The sequence below is a fragment of the Acidimicrobiales bacterium genome, assembly GCA_035536915.1.
Taxonomy (GTDB): Bacteria; Actinomycetota; Acidimicrobiia; order Acidimicrobiales; family JAHWLA01; genus JAHWLA01.
The window spans coordinates 267,487-283,676 of the sequence record DATLNE010000044.1 but is presented as its reverse complement, the minus strand read 5'-3'; the positions used below and the strand labels follow the sequence as shown (position 1 = coordinate 283,676).

The following is a 16,190-nucleotide window of genomic DNA, read 5'->3' as shown; positions in this document are numbered from 1 at the left end:
CTCCCGAGTACCCGCTGCCTGGTTTCCGGGCAGCGGGTACTCGAGTCAGGAAGCCGGGATCGTCCCTTCTCTAACCTACTATAACAATGTTACAGTAGGTTAGTGTTCAAGTCGACAGCCCTGCACGCCGTCGAACTGCCGCCCGACGAAGTGGGCCTGGCGCTGGTCGCCATAGCGGAAGACCAGTGGTTCGACCGGAAGAGCGCCCGCATCGCGCCGCTCAAGCTCGCCCAGAACCTGGTCGCCTTCGCCAACGCCGAAGGCGGCACGGTCGTCCTCGGCATCGACGACGGCAGGATCGAAGGGACCGACGACTTCCCGGCTCACCGCAACGACCTTGTCCAGGCCGCCATCGACCACTGCGAGCCCCCGGTTCGTTCCCGCCACCGCTTGGTCACGTGCACCAACCATCGGGGCGAGCCCGACCACCTACTGGTGATCGACGTGCCGCCGAGCGACGTCGTGCACTGCACCAAAGCCGACGACTGCTATCTGCGGGTCGGTGACGAGAACAAGCGCCTGCGTTTCCGAGAGCGCCAGGAGCTCACCTTCGACAAGGGGCAGGCGCACTTCGACGGGACACCGGTGGCGGACGCCACGCTGGGCGACCTGAACCCCGATGTCGTGGCCGAGTACCTCAGGCGAGTCGGTGGCACCGACGTGGAGCGGACGCTGCAAGCTCGCATGTTGCTCACGGCCGACGAGCGGCTCTCCGCTGCCGGCTATCTCCTGTTCGGACGCCACCCCCAGGACCACTTCCCCGAGGCCTACGTGCGCGTGCTCCGCTACGAAGGCGTCGAGCGCACGACCGGGCGTCGCCAGAACCTGCAGGTCGACGTGCGCTGCGAAGGCCCCATCCCCGAGGTGATGCGCGACGTCGAACAGGAGGTCGCTCGGCTGGCGCCGTCCCGCCGGGTGCTGGGCCCCGACGGCCGGTTCGTGCGCGAAGGCCTGATCCCGCGCGACGCCTGGCTGGAGGGCGTGGTCAACGCCGTCATCCACCGCTCCTACAGCCTCGGCGGCGACCACATCCGGGTGGAGGTCTACGACAACCGCATCGAGATCGAAAGCCCGGGACGGTTCCCCGGCGTGGTGGAGGACCCCCGGCGCGTGCGCCGCTTCTCCCGAAACCCGCGCATCGCCCGGGTGTGCGCCGACCTCGACTTCGGACAGGAGTTGGGTGAAGGCATCCGGCGCATGTTCGACGAGATGCGCACGGCCGGCCTCGGCGACCCCGTCTACACACAGACGCCTGGCAGCGTGCGGCTCGTGCTGGCAGCCACCCCGTTGAGCCCCGAGTTGGGGGCCCGCCTGCCGAGCCGGTCGCGCGACATCATGGAACTCATCCGCAATGCCGGCGCCATCAGCACGGGTGACATCGCCGACACGATCGGCATGGGACGACCGGCCACGCTGCGACGGCTCTACCAGCTTCGCGACGCCGGGTTGATCGACTGGGTCGGACAGAGCCCGAAGGACCCCCGAGCAGTGTGGCGGCTCCACAGTGAGTAACCCACTGTAACCCGGTGCTGTAACGGTTCGAGAGTCAGGGCATAGCCTCTGACCTGCGGTTTTGTGCACTCTAACGGCGTACTCTAACTATCCCTCGACTTCGCGGCGGCCTTGGAGGGCCCGGCCGAGGGTGAGCTCGTCGGCGTACTCGAGGTCGCCGCCCACGGGGAGGCCGCTGGCGATGCGGGTGGTCTTGAGCCCGAGCGGCGACAGCAGGCGGGCCAGGTACATGGCGGTGGCCTCGCCTTCGATGTTGGGGTTGGTGCACAGGATCACCTCGGTGATGCCCTCCGGCTCCAACCGGGCCAACAGTTCCTTCACCCGCAACTGGTCGGGGCCGATCCCCTCGATCGGCGAGATCGCCCCCTGCAGCACGTGGTAGCGCCCCCGGAACTCCTGGGTCTTCTCGATCGACACGATGTCGCGGGGCTCTTCCACCACGCACAGCACGCCGCTCTCCCGCCGGATGTCGGCGCAGATGCCGCACAGCTCGCCCTCGGCCACGTTCCAGCACCGCCGGCAGAACGAGATGCGCTCCTTCACCTCGCCGATCACCCGGGCCAGCCGCAGGGCATCTTCCTTGGGCAGCTTCAGCAGGTGGAAGGCAATGCGCTGGGCCGACTTGGGGCCGACGCCGGGCAGCCGCCCCAGCTCGTCGATGAGGTCCTGAACCGGGCCTGCGTACACCTCGTGCCTAGTAGGGCGTGGTGCCGGGCAGGCCGAGCCCGCCGAGGTCGAGGCCCCCGAGCGCCTGGGAGGTGGCCGCTTGCGTCGCCTCCTGGGCCTTGGCCACGGCGTCGTTCACCGCCGCCAGCACCAGGTCTTCGAGCATGCCGACGTCGTCGGGATCGACGGCCGACGGGTCGATTGTGACGGCTTCGAACTCCATGCCGCCGGTCATGCGCACCTTGACGACCCCGCCGCCGGACTGCCCCTCCACGACCTGCTCGGCCGCCTGCGCCTGGGCTTCCATGAGCTGCTGCTGCATGGCCTGGGCCTGCTGCAGGAGGGCTCCCATGTCGAACTGCTCGTTGCTCACGGATCGACCTCCAGGGCCCCGGGGAACGCCTGCTTCAGCCGCTCCTCAGGCGAGGTTACCGCCGCCGGTGCGTCACGCAGGTCGTCGATGTCGACCACCTCCTCGACCGGTTCAGGCGCCTCGGGGACGGGCGCCGCGCCTGCCGCTTCCTCGACCACCAGCTTGAGGCGGACAGGCATGCCGAAGTGGGCGCCGAGGACCGCCTCCACCTCGGGGCGGACCTCCTCGCACCGGTCGCGGTGCATCTTGTTGGGCAGGGCGAACACGGCCGCGCCGCCCTCTACCGACACGAACCGGCCGCCCGAGAAGCGGGCCTTGGCCCGCTGCGGCAGCGAGGCGAGGACGGTGTCGCCCCACGCCTTGGTGAGGTCGTCGCGGCTGGGCATGGGGCCGTCGCTCGACGCCGGTGCCGTGGCCGGGGCGGGCGCCGCAGCACGGGGAGTCGGCGGGGGCGGGGCGGGCGCCGACGGTGCCGGAGCTGCGGCCGGACGTTGCCGCAGAGCGCCGAGCGTGGCCCGGGCCGCAGCGGCGGGGCCGGCCGCCGCAGGACTCGCCGGCGTCGCAGCAGGAGCGGCCGGCGTCGCAGCAGGAGCGGCCGGCGTTGCCGCAGGCGCCGGCGGCGCCGCGGGCACAGCCTCCCGGGCCGCCGCCCGTGACGGCTCCGTCACATGGCCTGACAAGCCCCGCTCCAGCCGTTCGATCCGGTCGAGCAGGGCGGCAGGCGACACGTCGGCGTCGGGCCGGGCCACACGCACCAGTGCCACCTCCAACGAGATGCGGGCGTCGAGCGCCTCCTTCATCTCGGCGATGGCCTGGCCCACTTCCTCCATGGCCCGCACCAACCCGGCCGGCCCCAGCCGGCGGGCCTGGTCCTCCACCCGGGCCTTGGCCTCGTCGGGTAGGTCGACCAACCCGGGCGCCATCGTCACCAGGAAGGCGTTGCGCAGGTGCTCGATGAGGTCTTCGGCCAGCCGCCGCGGGTCGCGCCCCGCCGCGCACCCTTCGGCCACCGCCACCAGCGCCCGCCCGGCGTCGCGGTCGCACAGCGCCTCGGCCAAGGCGTCGCTGGTCGACACCTCCTCTTCCACCGAGCCCGCGGCGGCCACCTGGTCGAGCACCGACAGGGCGTCACGGGCCGACCCCCGCCCCCGCCGCACCACCAGGTCGATGGCCTCGGTTGCTACACCCAGGCCCGCGTCGGCGTTCACGTCGCGCAGCAGCGAGGCCAGCACGTCGCCCGCCAGCAGCCGGAACTCGTAGTGCTGGGTGCGCGACCTGATGGTCGGCAGCACCTTCTGCGGGTCGGTGGTGGCGAGCACGAACACCACGTGGGCGGGCGGTTCCTCCAGCGTCTTCAGCAGCGCGTTCGACGCCGCCGTCGTGAGCATGTGGACCTCGTCGACGATGTAGACCTTCCACCGTCCCGGCGTGCCCAGCGCTGCTCGCGACACCAGGTCCTTCATGGCGTCGACGCCGTTGTTGGAGGCGGCGTCGAGCTCGTGGACGTCGAGCGAATGCCCCTGCTGCACGGCCACGCACGAGTCGCACACGCCGCACGGCTCGCCCTCCACCGAAGCGGTGCAGTTGAGCGCCTTAGCCAGAATGCGGGCCGTCGACGTCTTGCCCGTGCCCCGCGGCCCGCTGAAGAGGTAGGCGTGGCTGACCTTGGCGTCGCGAACGGCGTTGCGCAGGGCCAGGGTGACGTGGTCCTGCCCCCGCACCTCGTCGAAGCGCTGGGGCCGGTAGCGACGGTAGAGCGACTGGAAGGTGGGCTCGGCCATCGGCTCGGAGCCTACGGGAACCGGAGCCGCCGCACGCTCGTCGCACCGGCATGAGACGCGTCGCCGTGGTCGCCGGCATGTGGCTGGCCCTGACGGTCGCCTCAACCATGGCGGCCTGGGCCTGCACGTGCGTCGTGGTCGACCCCCGCAAGGGGCTGCGCAACGCCGACGCCGCCTTCGTCGGCGCCCTCCTATCGCAGGACGAGACGGCGCCCGACGCCAACGGCGTGCTCAACGGCGGCCAGCTCGTGGCCTTCCGCTTCACCGTCGAGCGCTCGGTGAAGGGCGACCTCGCAACGGCCGTGACCGTCTACTCGGCCGCTTCGGGCGCAGCATGCGGACTCGAAGTGCAGCCGGGCCGGAGCATCGGGCTGTTGCTGCGCCGCGACGACGACGGGCGCTGGCGCTCCGGGTTGTGCAACCAAGTCGAGCCGAAGCGCCTGCTGGAAGCCGACCGCCCCTTCGCCGCCCCGGCCGCAGTGGCCACGGGCCTCCTGGCCGCAGTCGCGACAGCGGCCCGGCGCTCGGTGCGACGGTCAGGCTGGCCTGCGGCACACGGTGCAATCCGCTGAGAGCTGCTGCCTTCCGGCCCTGACTCGGTTCACGGTGCGCCGTTGCGCAGGACCCGACCGCCGCACGGAACGACGGGCCACGCCTCCGAGGATACCGGATAGCCTCGGGCTGCTCGGAGGGATGCGAGAGCGGCCGAATCGGCACGATTGGAAGTCGTGTGAGGGGCAACCCTCCGTGGGTTCAAATCCCACTCCCTCCGCTCTGCCTCGGCATGCGCCCCACCGGCCGAGATGGCCGGTGGGGACGCCAAGCGTCTAGCGCCGGCCCTTGGCGTTGGCGTTGGCTGAACCCGCACCACGGGGCACGTCGTCGCACCGTCCGTAGGCATGGCCCTGGCCCCGCGCCTGTTCAGGCAGGCAGTCGCCTGCCGCGGGCCGCACCGCTGCTGCTCGCCGCGGCGCCGGGCGGGCGGCCGCCCGCACCTTGGCCGGGCGGGCCTTGGGGGTCGGTGCCGGGGCCACAGCGGCCGGAGTCACCACGGTGGTGTCGACCGGAGCCAGGACGGGCTCGGGCACGAGGGTAGGAGCAGGCTCGACCACGACCGTGGCGGTCTTGGCGAACAGCTCGGTCACCCACAGCCGGCCGTCGGCGCTGCGCACCACGCCGACGCCGAGCACGTTGTAGTCGCCCAGGATGTTGGCCCGGTGCGAACCGGACGCCATGAGGGCGGCGTGCACCTCGGCCACGGTTGCACCCACGCCGACGTTCTCACCGACGGACGTCCAGTTGGGGACGGCGGTGCCGACCGTGCTGCCGAGCGCACCGGAGTGGTAGATGTCGCCGGCCGCAGCCATCGAGGCCGAATGCGACCGAGCGACGTCGGACAGCCCCCCGCTGACGGCGAGGGCGGGCAACCCGGCGGCGGCCCGGGCGCCGTTGACCAATGAGGCGAGGGCGGCCTCGTCGTTGGTCACGGCAGTCCCGGGGGCGGAGAGGGCGAACAGAGAGCCCACCAGAGCGGCGGCGATCACCAATGGAGCAAGGAAGCGGCGGCGGACGGGGGGACGAACGGAAAACGACATGCGGAGAGGAACCTCCCTGATCGTGGAAGCCCACGGACGTGCACACGTGGACCGGAAAACCCTAGCCGGGCAAATGGGACAACTGGTTCAGCAGCCGAAGAGGGTGCCCAACCCGGTGCATTTCTTCTCGTCGTCGCCACCGTCGTCGCCGCTCTTCGGAGGCGCAGCCGTGGTCGGCGTCGTCCGCGTCGACGGCTGTTGGGGGGCAGGCGAAGGCTTGCGCTGCGGCGCAGGCATGCCCGGCTGGCGCAGGTCGAGCGCACCGCCGCCGTGGTCGAACTGCACGGGCTGGCGGTTCGGGTACTTCTGGGCCAGCGCGTCGCGGGCATAGGCAAAAGCCGACTGCACGGTCTCGGGTGCCCGTCCTTCGATCATGGCTTGGCGCACCATGAATTCGACCATGTACGAGCGGGAGAACTCCGAGTTCTCGTAGGCGGGCTCGTCGGCAGGGGCGGCACCGGTGAGCACCCGCCCCGGGGCCAGGACTTCGGTGAAACCGCCGCCGTAACACGCGGCAATGCCGACCCAGGCCCGGCGGGCAGCCAACGGCCGCAGCGACGCGGCCAGTTCGGCGTCGGAGACGGCCCGTCCGTCGGCGCCGATCATGGCTTCGGTGGTCGCTGACAACTTGCGCACGTGGCCGGCGAAGAAGAACACGGCCACCGCGTCGGGACCGGCCCGGGCGGTCAGCCACTCGACGGCGTTGCGGATCGTGCCTCGGGTCACTTGGCCGTCGGTCAGCACCAGGCGGTTCTCGCCGGGCACGCCCATGCCCGCCAGCGCCCGGTCCATGTCGTGGGCGTCGTTGACGGCCGAGCGCAGGTCGTACTTCACGCCCGGGTAGTCGTCGACGCCGATGATGACCGCCCACGTGCCTGCAGCGGTGCCCTGGGGGCGGGCGGCGAGCTTGGCGGGCGGGGGGCGCAGCGCCGTCTCGCCCTCCATGGCCTCGGGGGGCGGCGCAATGGCCACGTCGGCAGGCGCAGCAGGGGCGGCGGCCTCGAGGGTGGCCATCTGGGTGACAGCAGCATCGAGCGGCCCGGCCGCCGAGGCGAGGTCGTCGGGACCCGGCCCACTGGTCAGCGACGCCGTCGCGCAGGAGGTCGAGACCACGGCCGCCATGGCCACGGCAAGACGCCACCTACGACGGACGCTCGAGTTCAGCTTGACCCCCAACTCGGTTCCGCCGACGGAATCGGGTCCACCCGGACGGCCCCAGCGCCGCCCGAACGGTCCCATTGGGGGGTCAAGTTCTTCACTGGTCGTGCGGATACCTTCCTGGGGAGGGCCGAACTTTCCGCGCCTAGCGTCACCCGGGTGACCGACGAAGAAGCCATGGCGCTGGCGCTGGCCGAGGCCGAAGCGGCCGTGGCCCACGGCGACGTGCCGGTAGGGGCGGTGGCCCTGGTCGACGGCCAGGTGGTGGCCGCCCGCCACAACGAACGGGAGCTGCGGGCCGACCCCTTGGCCCACGCCGAATTGCTGGTGCTGGCCGACGTGGCCGCCGGGCGCCCCGACTGGCGCCTGTCCGACGTGACCTTGGTGGTGACGCTGGAGCCGTGCCCCATGTGCGCAGGCGCGCTGGTGGCGGCCCGGGTGGGGCGCTTGGTGTTCGGTGCCGCCGACCCCAAGGCGGGCGCCTGCGGGTCGGTCTACAACGTGTGCGCCGACCCCCGGCTGAACCACGAGGTGCCGATCACCCCCGGCGTGCGGGCGCCCGAGTGCGGAGCGGTTCTGGCGGCCTTCTTCGCCGGTCGTCGCCGCTAGAGTCGCGGGGCCGGTCTTGGAGGGGTGCGAGAGCGGCCGAATCGGACGGTCTCGAAAACCGTTGTGGGGGCAACCTCACCGTGGGTTCAAATCCCACCCCCTCCGCAGCAAGCGGGGCCTCCTCCGGGAGGCCCCGTGCCGCGTCCACTCCCGGAATGTCGTCGCCGCGCCCTAGGTTTGCCTCATCAAGATGCGCTATCTCCGAGGTGCCGACATCGACGTGGACAACGCCCGGCTCGACCGGGCCGTCGTGCGTCGAGCGTGGGCGTTCGTGCGGCCCTACCGGGCCATGTTGTTCGTCTACCTCGGCGTCATCGTGCTGGCCTCGGTGCTGGGCGTGGTGCCGCCGCTGATCTTCAAGCACCTCATCGACCACGCCATCCCCGAGCGCGACATGGGCCTGGTCAACCTGCTGGCCTTCGCCGCCGTGGGCTTGGCCGTGGTCACCACCGGGCTCAGCCTGCTCAACCGGTGGTTCGGCGCCCGCATCGGCGAGGGCGTGATCTACGACCTGCGGGTGGCGCTCTACCACCACGTGCAGTCGATGCCGATCGCCTTCTTCACCCGCACCCAGACGGGCGCCCTGCTGTCGCGGCTGAGCAACGACGTGGTCGGCGCCCAGCAGACCGTGGGCACCGTCGCCACCGTCACCTCCAACGTGCTGCAACTGGTCACCACGCTGGCCGCCATGGTCGTGCTCAGTTGGCAGATCACCGGGTTGGCGCTGATGGTGCTGCCCGCCTTCGTGGTGCTCGACCGGCGCTTGGGCCGGCGGCTCAAGGAACTGGCCCGCCAACGCATGCACCTCAACGCGGGCATGCACACGACGATGACCGAGCGGTTCAACGTGGCGGGCGCCATGCTCGTGAAGCTGTTCGGACGGCCGCAGCAGGAGGGCGACGAGTTCGCCAAGCGAGCGGCCGACGTGCGCGACACCGGGGTGACGCAGGCCTTCACCGGACGCATCCTCTTCGCCGCCTTGGGGCTCGTCGGCGCCGTGGGCACTGCGGGCGTGTACTGGCTGGGCGCCCGGTCCGTCATCCGGGGCACCTTGGAACTGGGGACCGTGGTGGCCCTGGCCGCCTACGTGCAACGGCTGTACTCACCGCTCACCGACTTGGCGGGCGCCCGGGTCGAGCTGTTGACCGCCATGGTGTCGTTCGAGCGGGTCTTCGAGGTGCTCGATGCGCCGCGGGCCATCGAGGAGGCGCCCGACGCCGCGGCCCTGGTGCGGCCGCAGGGGCTCGTGGAAGTCGACGACGTGTGGTTCCGCTACCCGGCGGCGGCCACCGTGTCGATCGCGTCGCTGGAGTCGGAGGGCGCGGCACCGGCCAGCGCCGACGCCACTGCCTGGGTGCTGCGGGGCGTGTCGTTCCGGGCCGAGCCCGGCACCCTGACCGCGCTGGTGGGGCCGTCGGGCGCAGGCAAGACCACCTTGTCGCACCTCGTCCCCCGGCTCTACGACGTGGTCGCCGGCGCCGTGCGCATCGACGGCCACGACGTGCGCACACTCACGTTGCAGAGCATCACCGACGCCATCGGCGTGGTCACCCAGGACGCCCACCTCTTCCACGACTCGGTGGCGGCCAACCTGCGCTACGCCAAGCCCGGCGCCACCGACGAGGAACTGGTGGCGGCGTGCCGGGCGGCGCGCATCCACGACGTCATCGCCGCCCTGCCCGAGGGCTACGACACCTTGGTGGGCGAGCGGGGCTACCGGGTGTCGGGCGGGGAGAAGCAGCGGCTGGCCATCGCCCGGGTGCTGCTCAAGGACCCGGCCATCGTCATCCTCGACGAGGCCACCGCCCACCTCGACTCCGAGACCGAGGTGCTGGTGCAGCAGGCGCTGGCCTCGGCGCTGCAGGGCCGCACCTCGATCGTCATCGCCCACCGGCTGTCGACCATCCAGGCCGCCGACCAGATCCTCGTGGTCGACGGCGGGCGCCTCGTCGAGCGGGGCACGCACGACGAACTGGTAGGGCGCGGCGGGCTGTACGCCGACCTGTACGAGACGCAGTACCTGCGGGGCGTCAGCCCTGGCGCGGCAGAGGCGTGAAGGCGGGCGGGCGCTTCTCCCGGTAGGCGCGCACGCCTTCTTTGAAGTCGTCCTCGGCCAGCATCTTGAGCAGCAGGGCCTCGGCGTCGGAGGCGGCCGAGTCGAGCGAGTCGAGCAGGCCGGTCCACAGCTGGCGCTTCATGGTGAGGAGCGAGGCGGGGGAGCACTCGGCGGCCATCGCCTTGGCGTAGGCCATGGTCTCGTCGAGCAGCGTCTCGGCAGGGAACACCCGGTTCACCAGGCCCATGGTGAAGGCCTCTTCGGCTCGCACGACGCGGGCCGACAGCAACAAGTCGGCGGCGCGGCCCGCGCCCACCAGCCTCGACAGGAGCCACGAGACGGCGTGTTCGGCGGGTAGGCCGAGGCGGGCGAAGGAGGTGGTGAGCTTGGCGCCCTCGGCGGCGAAGCGGATGTCGGTGTGGCACATGAGGACGAAGCCGACGCCCGCCACCGCCCCGTTCACCGCGGCGATCACCGGCTTGCGCAGGCCCAGCAGCCATGAGTAGCCGTGCTCGAAGTCGGGGCGCACGCCTGCGCCCGGCGACACCTCGGGGACCTCGCTGCCTTCGCCGCCGTCGCGTCCGAGGACCTCGCCGTAGCGGGCGCCGTCCTCCAGCCGCTTCAGCGCCGCCATGTCGGCGCCTGCGCAGAATCCGCGGCCTGCACCCGTGAGCACGATGACCCGGACGTCGGGGTCGTTGTCGGCCTCGGAGAAGGACCACCGCACCTCTTGTTCCATGCGGCTGGTCCAGGCGTTGAGCCGGTCGGGGCGATCGAGGGTGACGACGGCCACGCCGTCACCGGTTTCGTAGCGAGTCGCTTTCAGGTCCACTCGCGGGACGTTAGACCGGGCGCCGCTGTGTCACTGCTCGGTAGAGGAGGAGCATCACCACCGAGCCGATCACCGCACTCAGCAGGCCGAGCCCGTCGTTGTCCTCGGAGATCACTGTGGCGGCGACCGCTCCCAGGCAGGCGCCGAGCAGCCCGAGGGCGAGGGTGGCGAAGATGCCCATGGGGTCGGGCCCCGGCACCAAGAAGCGAGCCAGTGCACCCGCGGCCAGCCCGACCAGCAACACCGAGACGATCAACATGGCCACCACATTGCCCCACGAGGGACGGAGAGGCGTACCAAGTGGGGCGAACGGGCAGGCATTGGTGCAGGAATCTCACCATGGCCACCTCCGACCTCCGCGACGGCAAGGCAGCGTTCAAGCGACTGTCGAAGAGCGACCAGAGTTGGGTCTACTGGGCGGTGGAAACAGGGGTGCCGGTGCCGAACCCGGAGTTGGCTGACGTGACCGTCGCCTACGCCCGGTACCGCCTGCGCATCGGCTTGGTACGCGACCTTCCCTTCTACGGCGGGTCCGCCGTGGCGGGCGGGTTCATCGCCTACCTGGTGAGCGACGGGTCGTCGGGTGCGTCCGCCTTCACCTTCGTGCTCGGGCTTGCCGGCTTCGTCGGGCACCTGTGGTGGTGGTCGACGTTCCGTCCCCGGCAACGGGGCCTGGCCGCCAACCTGGCCCTTCTGCAGGGCGAGAAGCCGGCGGCGAAGCCGCGGCCGGCCGAGTCGTCGTGGGGCATCGCCGTGTCCCTCGCCTTGGCCACCACGTGGGCCATCAGCGCCGTCGTGCACGTCGTCTTCGACGTCGGCAACTGGGTGGGCCTGCCCGTGTTCGTGGGCGCCCTCGTGCTCTACCGCCGGCTCGTCCGCCGCACCAACGAGAGCATCGACGACTGGTCGAAGCGCGCCACCTGACCGGTCAGCCGGCTGCCGACCACCCGTCGACCAGCGGAAGGAGCTCGGTCAGCGTGTCGACCACGCCCGCCGGTTCCACGTCGTAGGCGGGCACCAGGTCGTTGCGGCGCCACACGCCGCGCATGCCGATCGACTGGGCGCCCCACACGTCGTCGTAACGGCGGTCGCCCACGAAGACGGCGCAGTCGGGACGGCCCACGCCGAGCGCGTCGAGCACGGCCCGGAAAGCCTCGGGGTGGGGCTTGGTGAACGTCATCTCGCTCGTGTAGCAGCGCACGTCGATGAGTTCGGCCAGCCCGTCGCGTTCGAGGAAGTGCTCGTGGAACGCGGGCGGCCAGTGGGTGTTCGACAGCAGCCCGATGCGCAGCCCCCGCTCCCGCAGCGCGGCCAGCACGGGGGCGGCGTCGGGGTCGTGCTGGATGTGCGGCGTCCACGAGTCGAGGTGATGCGTGGCCGCCTCCTCCAGCACCGCCTCGGTCACGTCGAGGCCCAGCTCGCCCGACGCCAGCGTCAACAGCGACGTCAGCGTGGTGGCCCGCTGGTCGACCTCGATGCGGGCCCACGAGGCCGCTTCGACCGCCACCAGCCGGGCGCACATCTCGTCCTCCTGATCGGGCGCCAGGTGGCGCGCCGCCAGCCGCCACATGTCCTCCATGTCGATCTCGGCAAAACGCGAGAGGGTGCCGCCCCAGTCGAAGACGACGGCCTCAATGGGCATGGGCGGCGGTGCCCTCCCGTGTCTCCAGCCACCGGCGCAGGCCCGCGGCGTTGGAGTGCACGCCGTTGAGGGTCTCCAGCTTCTCCCGATGTTCCTCGCCCACCGCCACCAGGTCGTCGGCAAAGGCCGACTCCAGCGCGGCGGCGATGTCGCGCCCTTCACGCCACGCCTGCTCGGCCACGTTCGCCCACCGGTTCAGGGTGTCGGCCGCCTCGTCGAGCACGGTGGTGTGGTCGGGCACCAACCCGTAGTGCGCCAGCGCGATGCCGGCAGGCGAGCGGGCGGCGAACTTCTGCAACGAGTGCAGCGCCTGGTCGAGGTCGAAGTCGGGCGGGGGTGACGAGGGCCGCAGCACGCCAGCGTCGGGCAGCCGCACGCCCACGGCGTCGCCCACGAAGAGGATGCCGCTTTCCGAGTCGTGCAGCCCCAAGTGGTGCTTGGCGTGGCCCGGCGAATCGACGGTGGTGAGCGCTCGCCCAGGGCCGACCTCGATCTCTTCGCCGTCGTCGAGCACGTGGATGCGCTCGGCGGGCGTGGGGTCGAGGCGGCCGTACAAGGTGTCGAGCAGGTCGCCGTAGACCATGGCGGCCGAGTCGACCAGCCGCGACGGATCGGCGAGGTGGCGGGCGCCTTTCTCGTGCACGTAGACGGTCGCCTTGGGGAAGGCCCGGGCCACGTCGCCCACGCCTCCCGCGTGGTCGAGGTGGATGTGGGTGACCACCACGCCGGCCAAGTCGGACGGCCCCAGCCCGAGCTCGGCCAACTCGGCCAGCAACGTCGGCACCGAGCTCTGGCTCCCCGTCTCCACCAGCACCGGCGCCGGCCCTTCCACCAGGTAACCGGCCGTCACCCGGTCCCAGCCACCGAGCAAGGTGTCGATCTCCACTACGCCCGGTCCGATGCGCGTCGCCATGGTCGGTACCGTACGCGGTGATGACTTGCCCGACATGCGGGTTCGACCCGCGCACCGTCTCCCCGTCCGACGCCGCCGTGGCTGCCCGTTCGTTCCCTCGCCGCTACCGCGCCGTGCTCGTCCGCCCTGAGGACCAGCAGGACCGGGTGACCCGGCGCCCGGCGCCCGACCGGTGGTCGGCGGCGGAGCACGGTGCCTTCGTGGCCGCGGCCCTGTCCGCGGCGGCCGATGCGGTCGACCGCTACGCGGTGAACGACAACCCCATGGTCGGCCTCGACCCCGGCGAACCACCGAGCGAGCCGTCGGTCGAAGCCACCCTCACCCGCTTGGAGAACGCCGCCACCAAGCTGGCCACCGCCGTCGAGCGCTACCCCGCCGACCGGTGGTCGAACGGGGGCCTCGACGCCGCCCGCGAAGGCGTGCACCTCGCCTCGCACCACCTCCGAGAAGCGCAGCGCGCCGTCGACGACGCCCGCTGACGGTTTCCCGTCTCCCTTCCTCGGGCACGGTACGGGCAACCACGAAGGAGGAGTATCCAATGCGCCGAAACCACGTGGAGACGCGATCCGATCGCGCTGAACTAGCCCATGACGCGGGCAAGCGGAAGATCTCGTTCCCCAGCGTGCTGGCCGGGACGTTGGTCGCCTTCGGGGCGTTTGCCGTGCTGCTCGCCATTGCCGCAGCCGTCGCCAACGCCGTCGATGCCGACATCGACCTGACCTCGAACAACTGGGAAGAGATGGGCACGGCGGGCGGCATCGCCGCCGGTGTCGTGCTGCTGCTGTCGTACTTCTACGGCGGGTATGTGGCCGGCCGCATGTCACGCCGCTCGGGCATGTGGAACGGGTTCATGGTCTTCGTGCTCGGCGTGCTCATCGCCGTGGGCGTCGGCGGCTTGGTGAACGCCTTGGCCGACACCGACGAGATCGCCCGCAACCTGCGCAACGTCGGCATCCCCACCACCGCTGACGAATGGGAGCAGGTCGGCACGGTGGCAGGCATCGCCGCACTGGCCGGCATGTTGCTCGGCTCGTTGTGGGGCGGCGCCGTGGGCGAGCGCTACCACGGCCGCTACCTGACCCGGGCCCTCGACCCCGACGTGGGTGCGGGCGTGCCGGAGACGTCGGCCGCGACAGGCCGCTCGCAGGTGGTCGACGACGGCACCTCGGTGCTCGACCGCAGCGACCGGGACCGCGACCGCAGCGACCGGGACCGCGACCGCGACCGCGACGTTCGGGACCGCAACGACCGCGACGTTGACGACCGCGATCGCGACCGCGACGTTGCCGATCGCGATCGGGACGGCGACCGCACAGACCGGGTGGACCGAACCGACACCACGCTCGACGAGGACCGCGAGGCTCGTGAGCGCCGGGAGCGCGCCGAGCACTGACGAGCAGGACACCGGCAGGACGACGAGAGGGTGGGCCGCAAGGCGCACCCTCTTACGCGAGCGAGACCAAGTCGAGGAGGTCGTCGCTCCAGTAGTCGAGCTGGCCCTCGGGCAGCAGCAGGACCCGCTCCGGGGCCAACGCCTCCACGAACCCGGTGTCGTGGCTGACGATCACCATGGTGCCGCCCCACGACCCCAGCGCCTCGGCCACGGCGTCACGCGACGGCGGGTCGAGGTTGTTGGTGGGTTCGTCGAGCAGCAGCAGGTTGTGGCGCCCGGCCACCAACTGCGACAGCGCCAGCTTGGTCTTCTCCCCGCCCGACAAGGTCGAGGCGTCCTGGAAGGAGATCTCCCCCGACAGCCCCATCATGCCGAGGATCGACCGCAGCTCCTGCTCCGGCGCGGGAACCATCTCGCGCATGTGGCCGAGCACGTCGAGCCCGGGGCGGATGCCTTCGTGCTCCTGGGCGTAGTAGCCCACCGATACGCCGACGCCGAAGCCGACCGTGCCCGCGTCCGCAGTGGTGACGCCCGCCAGGATGCGCAGCAGGCTGGTCTTGCCCGCGCCGTTGAGGCCCATGATCAACAGCCGCTCGCCCCGCTCCACCCCGAAGGTCAGGTCGTCGAACACGGGCGGGCCGCCGTAGCCCTTGCGCAAGCCGTTGACGTCGAGCACCAGCCGCCCCGAGTGCGGCGGCTGCGGCAGGCGCATGGCGTAGCGCCGTTCCTTGCGCGGGCCGGTCACCGCGGTGGACGCCAGCCGCTCCACCCGCTTGTCGATCGTCTTGGCCGTGCGAGCGCGTTTCTCGGTCTGGCCCCGCATGGAGTCGGCCAGCGTCGACAGCCGGGCGATCTCGGCCCGCTGGCGTTCGGCCAGCTTGGCCAAGCGCTCCTCGTCGCGCTTCCGCGCCGCCCGGTACTGCGAGTAGGTGCCCTTGTATTCGACGACCTCGCCCTCGTCGAGGTGGAGCACGCGGGTGATGGCCTCGTCGAGCAGGTCGAGGTCGTGGCTGATGACGAGCAGGGCGCCGCGGTAGTTGCGCAGGAAGCCCATGAGCCACGACTTGGCGTCGGTGTCGAGGTGGTTGGTGGGCTCGTCGAGCAGCAACAGGTCGCTGCCCGCGAACAGGATGCGGGCCAACTCCACCCGGCGCCGCTCGCCACCGCTCAACACCGAGATCGGCGCGTCGACCCGGTCGGGCGACAAGCCCAGGCCCGCCACGATGCGGCGCACGTCGGACTCGGCCACGTAGCCGCCCGCTTCCCGGAAGGCGTCTTCGGCCCGGGAGAAGCGGGTGACGTTGCGCTCGGAGGGATCTTCCTCCACGGCGATGCGGAGCTTCTCCACCCGCCGCTGCGCTTCGTCGAGGCCGCGGCCGCTGAGGATGTGCGACAACGCGTTGGCATCGACGCCGACCCCGTGCTTGCGGGGGTCTTGGATCAGGTAGCCGACGGCTCCCCGCCGCAGCGCGGTGCCGCCCGCAGGCTGCACCTCGCCGGCCAGCACCTTGAGCATGCTGGTCTTGCCCGCCCCGTTGCGCCCCACCAGGCCGACCTTGTCGCCGGCGCGCACGGTGAAGGTGGCGCCGTCGACGACGAGCCGCCCGCCCACCTCCACACTGAGATCACGCGCTTGGAGCACCGACCCATCATGACGGGT

The 16,190-nt window shown here is 71.4% G+C and carries 16 protein-coding genes, 2 tRNA genes and 1 other RNA gene; 8 read left to right on the top strand and 11 right to left on the bottom strand.

What is annotated here, in order from left to right:
• The first annotated feature begins 102 nt into the window (after window positions 1-102).
• On the top strand, window positions 103-1,512 hold the full coding sequence (locus tag VM938_13775) for an ATP-binding protein (GenBank protein HVF76101.1): 1,410 nt from the start codon (window positions 103-105) through the stop codon (window positions 1,510-1,512).
• A gap of 87 nt (window positions 1,513-1,599) precedes the next feature.
• On the opposite strand, the gene recR is transcribed toward VM938_13775, so the two are convergent.
• The 4 genes from recR to ffs form a co-directional block, all read right to left on the bottom strand.
• Window positions 1,600-2,199, bottom strand: a complete 600-nt coding sequence (gene recR / locus VM938_13770; GenBank protein ID HVF76100.1) for a recombination mediator RecR — start codon at window positions 2,197-2,199, stop codon at window positions 1,600-1,602.
• A 7-nt stretch (window positions 2,200-2,206) separates the two neighbouring features.
• Window positions 2,207-2,551: a YbaB/EbfC family nucleoid-associated protein gene (locus tag VM938_13765; GenBank protein ID HVF76099.1), complete on the bottom strand. Its 345-nt coding sequence runs from the start codon at window positions 2,549-2,551 to the stop codon at window positions 2,207-2,209.
• Window positions 2,548-4,332 (bottom strand): DNA polymerase III subunit gamma/tau, encoded by a 1,785-nt coding sequence (gene dnaX, locus VM938_13760; protein ID HVF76098.1) that lies wholly within the window; start codon window positions 4,330-4,332, stop codon window positions 2,548-2,550. Before dnaX ends, VM938_13765 begins: the two co-directional genes overlap by 4 nt.
• A gap of 531 nt (window positions 4,333-4,863) precedes the next feature.
• Window positions 4,864-4,963, bottom strand: an RNA gene (gene ffs, locus VM938_13755) — signal recognition particle sRNA small type.
• 56 nt (window positions 4,964-5,019) lie between these two features.
• Between ffs and VM938_13750 the strand changes: the two genes are divergently transcribed.
• Window positions 5,020-5,104 (top strand) — tRNA-Ser (locus tag VM938_13750).
• Between the two features lie 55 nt (window positions 5,105-5,159).
• Here the strand turns inward: VM938_13750 and VM938_13745 are convergent.
• Window positions 5,160-5,927: a CAP domain-containing protein gene (locus VM938_13745; GenBank protein HVF76097.1), complete on the bottom strand. Its 768-nt coding sequence runs from the start codon at window positions 5,925-5,927 to the stop codon at window positions 5,160-5,162.
• 87 nt (window positions 5,928-6,014) lie between these two features.
• On the bottom strand, window positions 6,015-7,049 hold the full coding sequence (locus VM938_13740; GenBank protein HVF76096.1) for a caspase family protein: 1,035 nt from the start codon (window positions 7,047-7,049) through the stop codon (window positions 6,015-6,017).
• 195 nt (window positions 7,050-7,244) lie between these two features.
• Here VM938_13740 and VM938_13735 point away from each other — a divergent pair, with 195 nt between their 5' ends.
• The 3 genes from VM938_13735 to VM938_13725 all read left to right on the top strand — a co-directional run bounded on the left by VM938_13735 (window position 7,245) and on the right by VM938_13725 (window position 9,750).
• On the top strand, window positions 7,245-7,694 hold the full coding sequence (locus VM938_13735) for a nucleoside deaminase (GenBank protein ID HVF76095.1): 450 nt from the start codon (window positions 7,245-7,247) through the stop codon (window positions 7,692-7,694).
• A gap of 18 nt (window positions 7,695-7,712) precedes the next feature.
• A tRNA-Ser gene (locus tag VM938_13730) sits at window positions 7,713-7,799 on the top strand.
• A gap of 85 nt (window positions 7,800-7,884) precedes the next feature.
• The gene (locus tag VM938_13725) at window positions 7,885-9,750 is read left to right on the top strand and encodes an ABC transporter ATP-binding protein (GenBank protein ID HVF76094.1); all 1,866 of its coding nucleotides are present in this window, start codon (window positions 7,885-7,887) and stop codon (window positions 9,748-9,750) included.
• On the opposite strand, the gene VM938_13720 is transcribed toward VM938_13725, so the two are convergent.
• Window positions 9,725-10,582: an enoyl-CoA hydratase-related protein gene (locus tag VM938_13720; GenBank protein HVF76093.1), complete on the bottom strand. Its 858-nt coding sequence runs from the start codon at window positions 10,580-10,582 to the stop codon at window positions 9,725-9,727. The two genes, VM938_13725 and VM938_13720, sit on opposite strands and share 26 nt — an antisense overlap.
• Window positions 10,583-10,592: 10 nt before the next feature.
• Window positions 10,593-10,841 (bottom strand): GlsB/YeaQ/YmgE family stress response membrane protein, encoded by a 249-nt coding sequence (locus tag VM938_13715; GenBank protein ID HVF76092.1) that lies wholly within the window; start codon window positions 10,839-10,841, stop codon window positions 10,593-10,595.
• Between the two features lie 80 nt (window positions 10,842-10,921).
• Between VM938_13715 and VM938_13710 the strand changes: the two genes are divergently transcribed.
• Complete coding sequence (locus VM938_13710; GenBank protein ID HVF76091.1) at window positions 10,922-11,506, top strand: hypothetical protein; 585 nt, start codon at window positions 10,922-10,924, stop codon at window positions 11,504-11,506.
• Window positions 11,507-11,510: 4 nt separating this feature from the next.
• Here the strand turns inward: VM938_13710 and VM938_13705 are convergent, their stop codons facing one another.
• Together VM938_13705 and VM938_13700 are read right to left on the bottom strand one after the other, a co-directional pair.
• Window positions 11,511-12,224, bottom strand: a complete 714-nt coding sequence (locus VM938_13705) for an HAD family hydrolase (protein ID HVF76090.1) — start codon at window positions 12,222-12,224, stop codon at window positions 11,511-11,513.
• Window positions 12,214-13,137: an MBL fold metallo-hydrolase gene (locus tag VM938_13700; protein HVF76089.1), complete on the bottom strand. Its 924-nt coding sequence runs from the start codon at window positions 13,135-13,137 to the stop codon at window positions 12,214-12,216. Before VM938_13700 ends, VM938_13705 begins: the two co-directional genes overlap by 11 nt.
• A 20-nt stretch (window positions 13,138-13,157) precedes the next feature.
• Here VM938_13700 and VM938_13695 point away from each other — a divergent pair, with 20 nt between their 5' ends.
• Together VM938_13695 and VM938_13690 are read left to right on the top strand one after the other, a co-directional pair.
• Window positions 13,158-13,616 (top strand): hypothetical protein, encoded by a 459-nt coding sequence (locus VM938_13695; GenBank protein ID HVF76088.1) that lies wholly within the window; start codon window positions 13,158-13,160, stop codon window positions 13,614-13,616.
• A 59-nt stretch (window positions 13,617-13,675) separates the two neighbouring features.
• Window positions 13,676-14,530: a TIGR04086 family membrane protein gene (locus tag VM938_13690; GenBank protein HVF76087.1), complete on the top strand. Its 855-nt coding sequence runs from the start codon at window positions 13,676-13,678 to the stop codon at window positions 14,528-14,530.
• A gap of 52 nt (window positions 14,531-14,582) precedes the next feature.
• On the opposite strand, the gene VM938_13685 is transcribed toward VM938_13690, so the two are convergent.
• Window positions 14,583-16,172, bottom strand: a complete 1,590-nt coding sequence (locus VM938_13685; protein HVF76086.1) for an ABC-F family ATP-binding cassette domain-containing protein — start codon at window positions 16,170-16,172, stop codon at window positions 14,583-14,585.
• Window positions 16,173-16,190 lie beyond the last annotated feature (18 nt).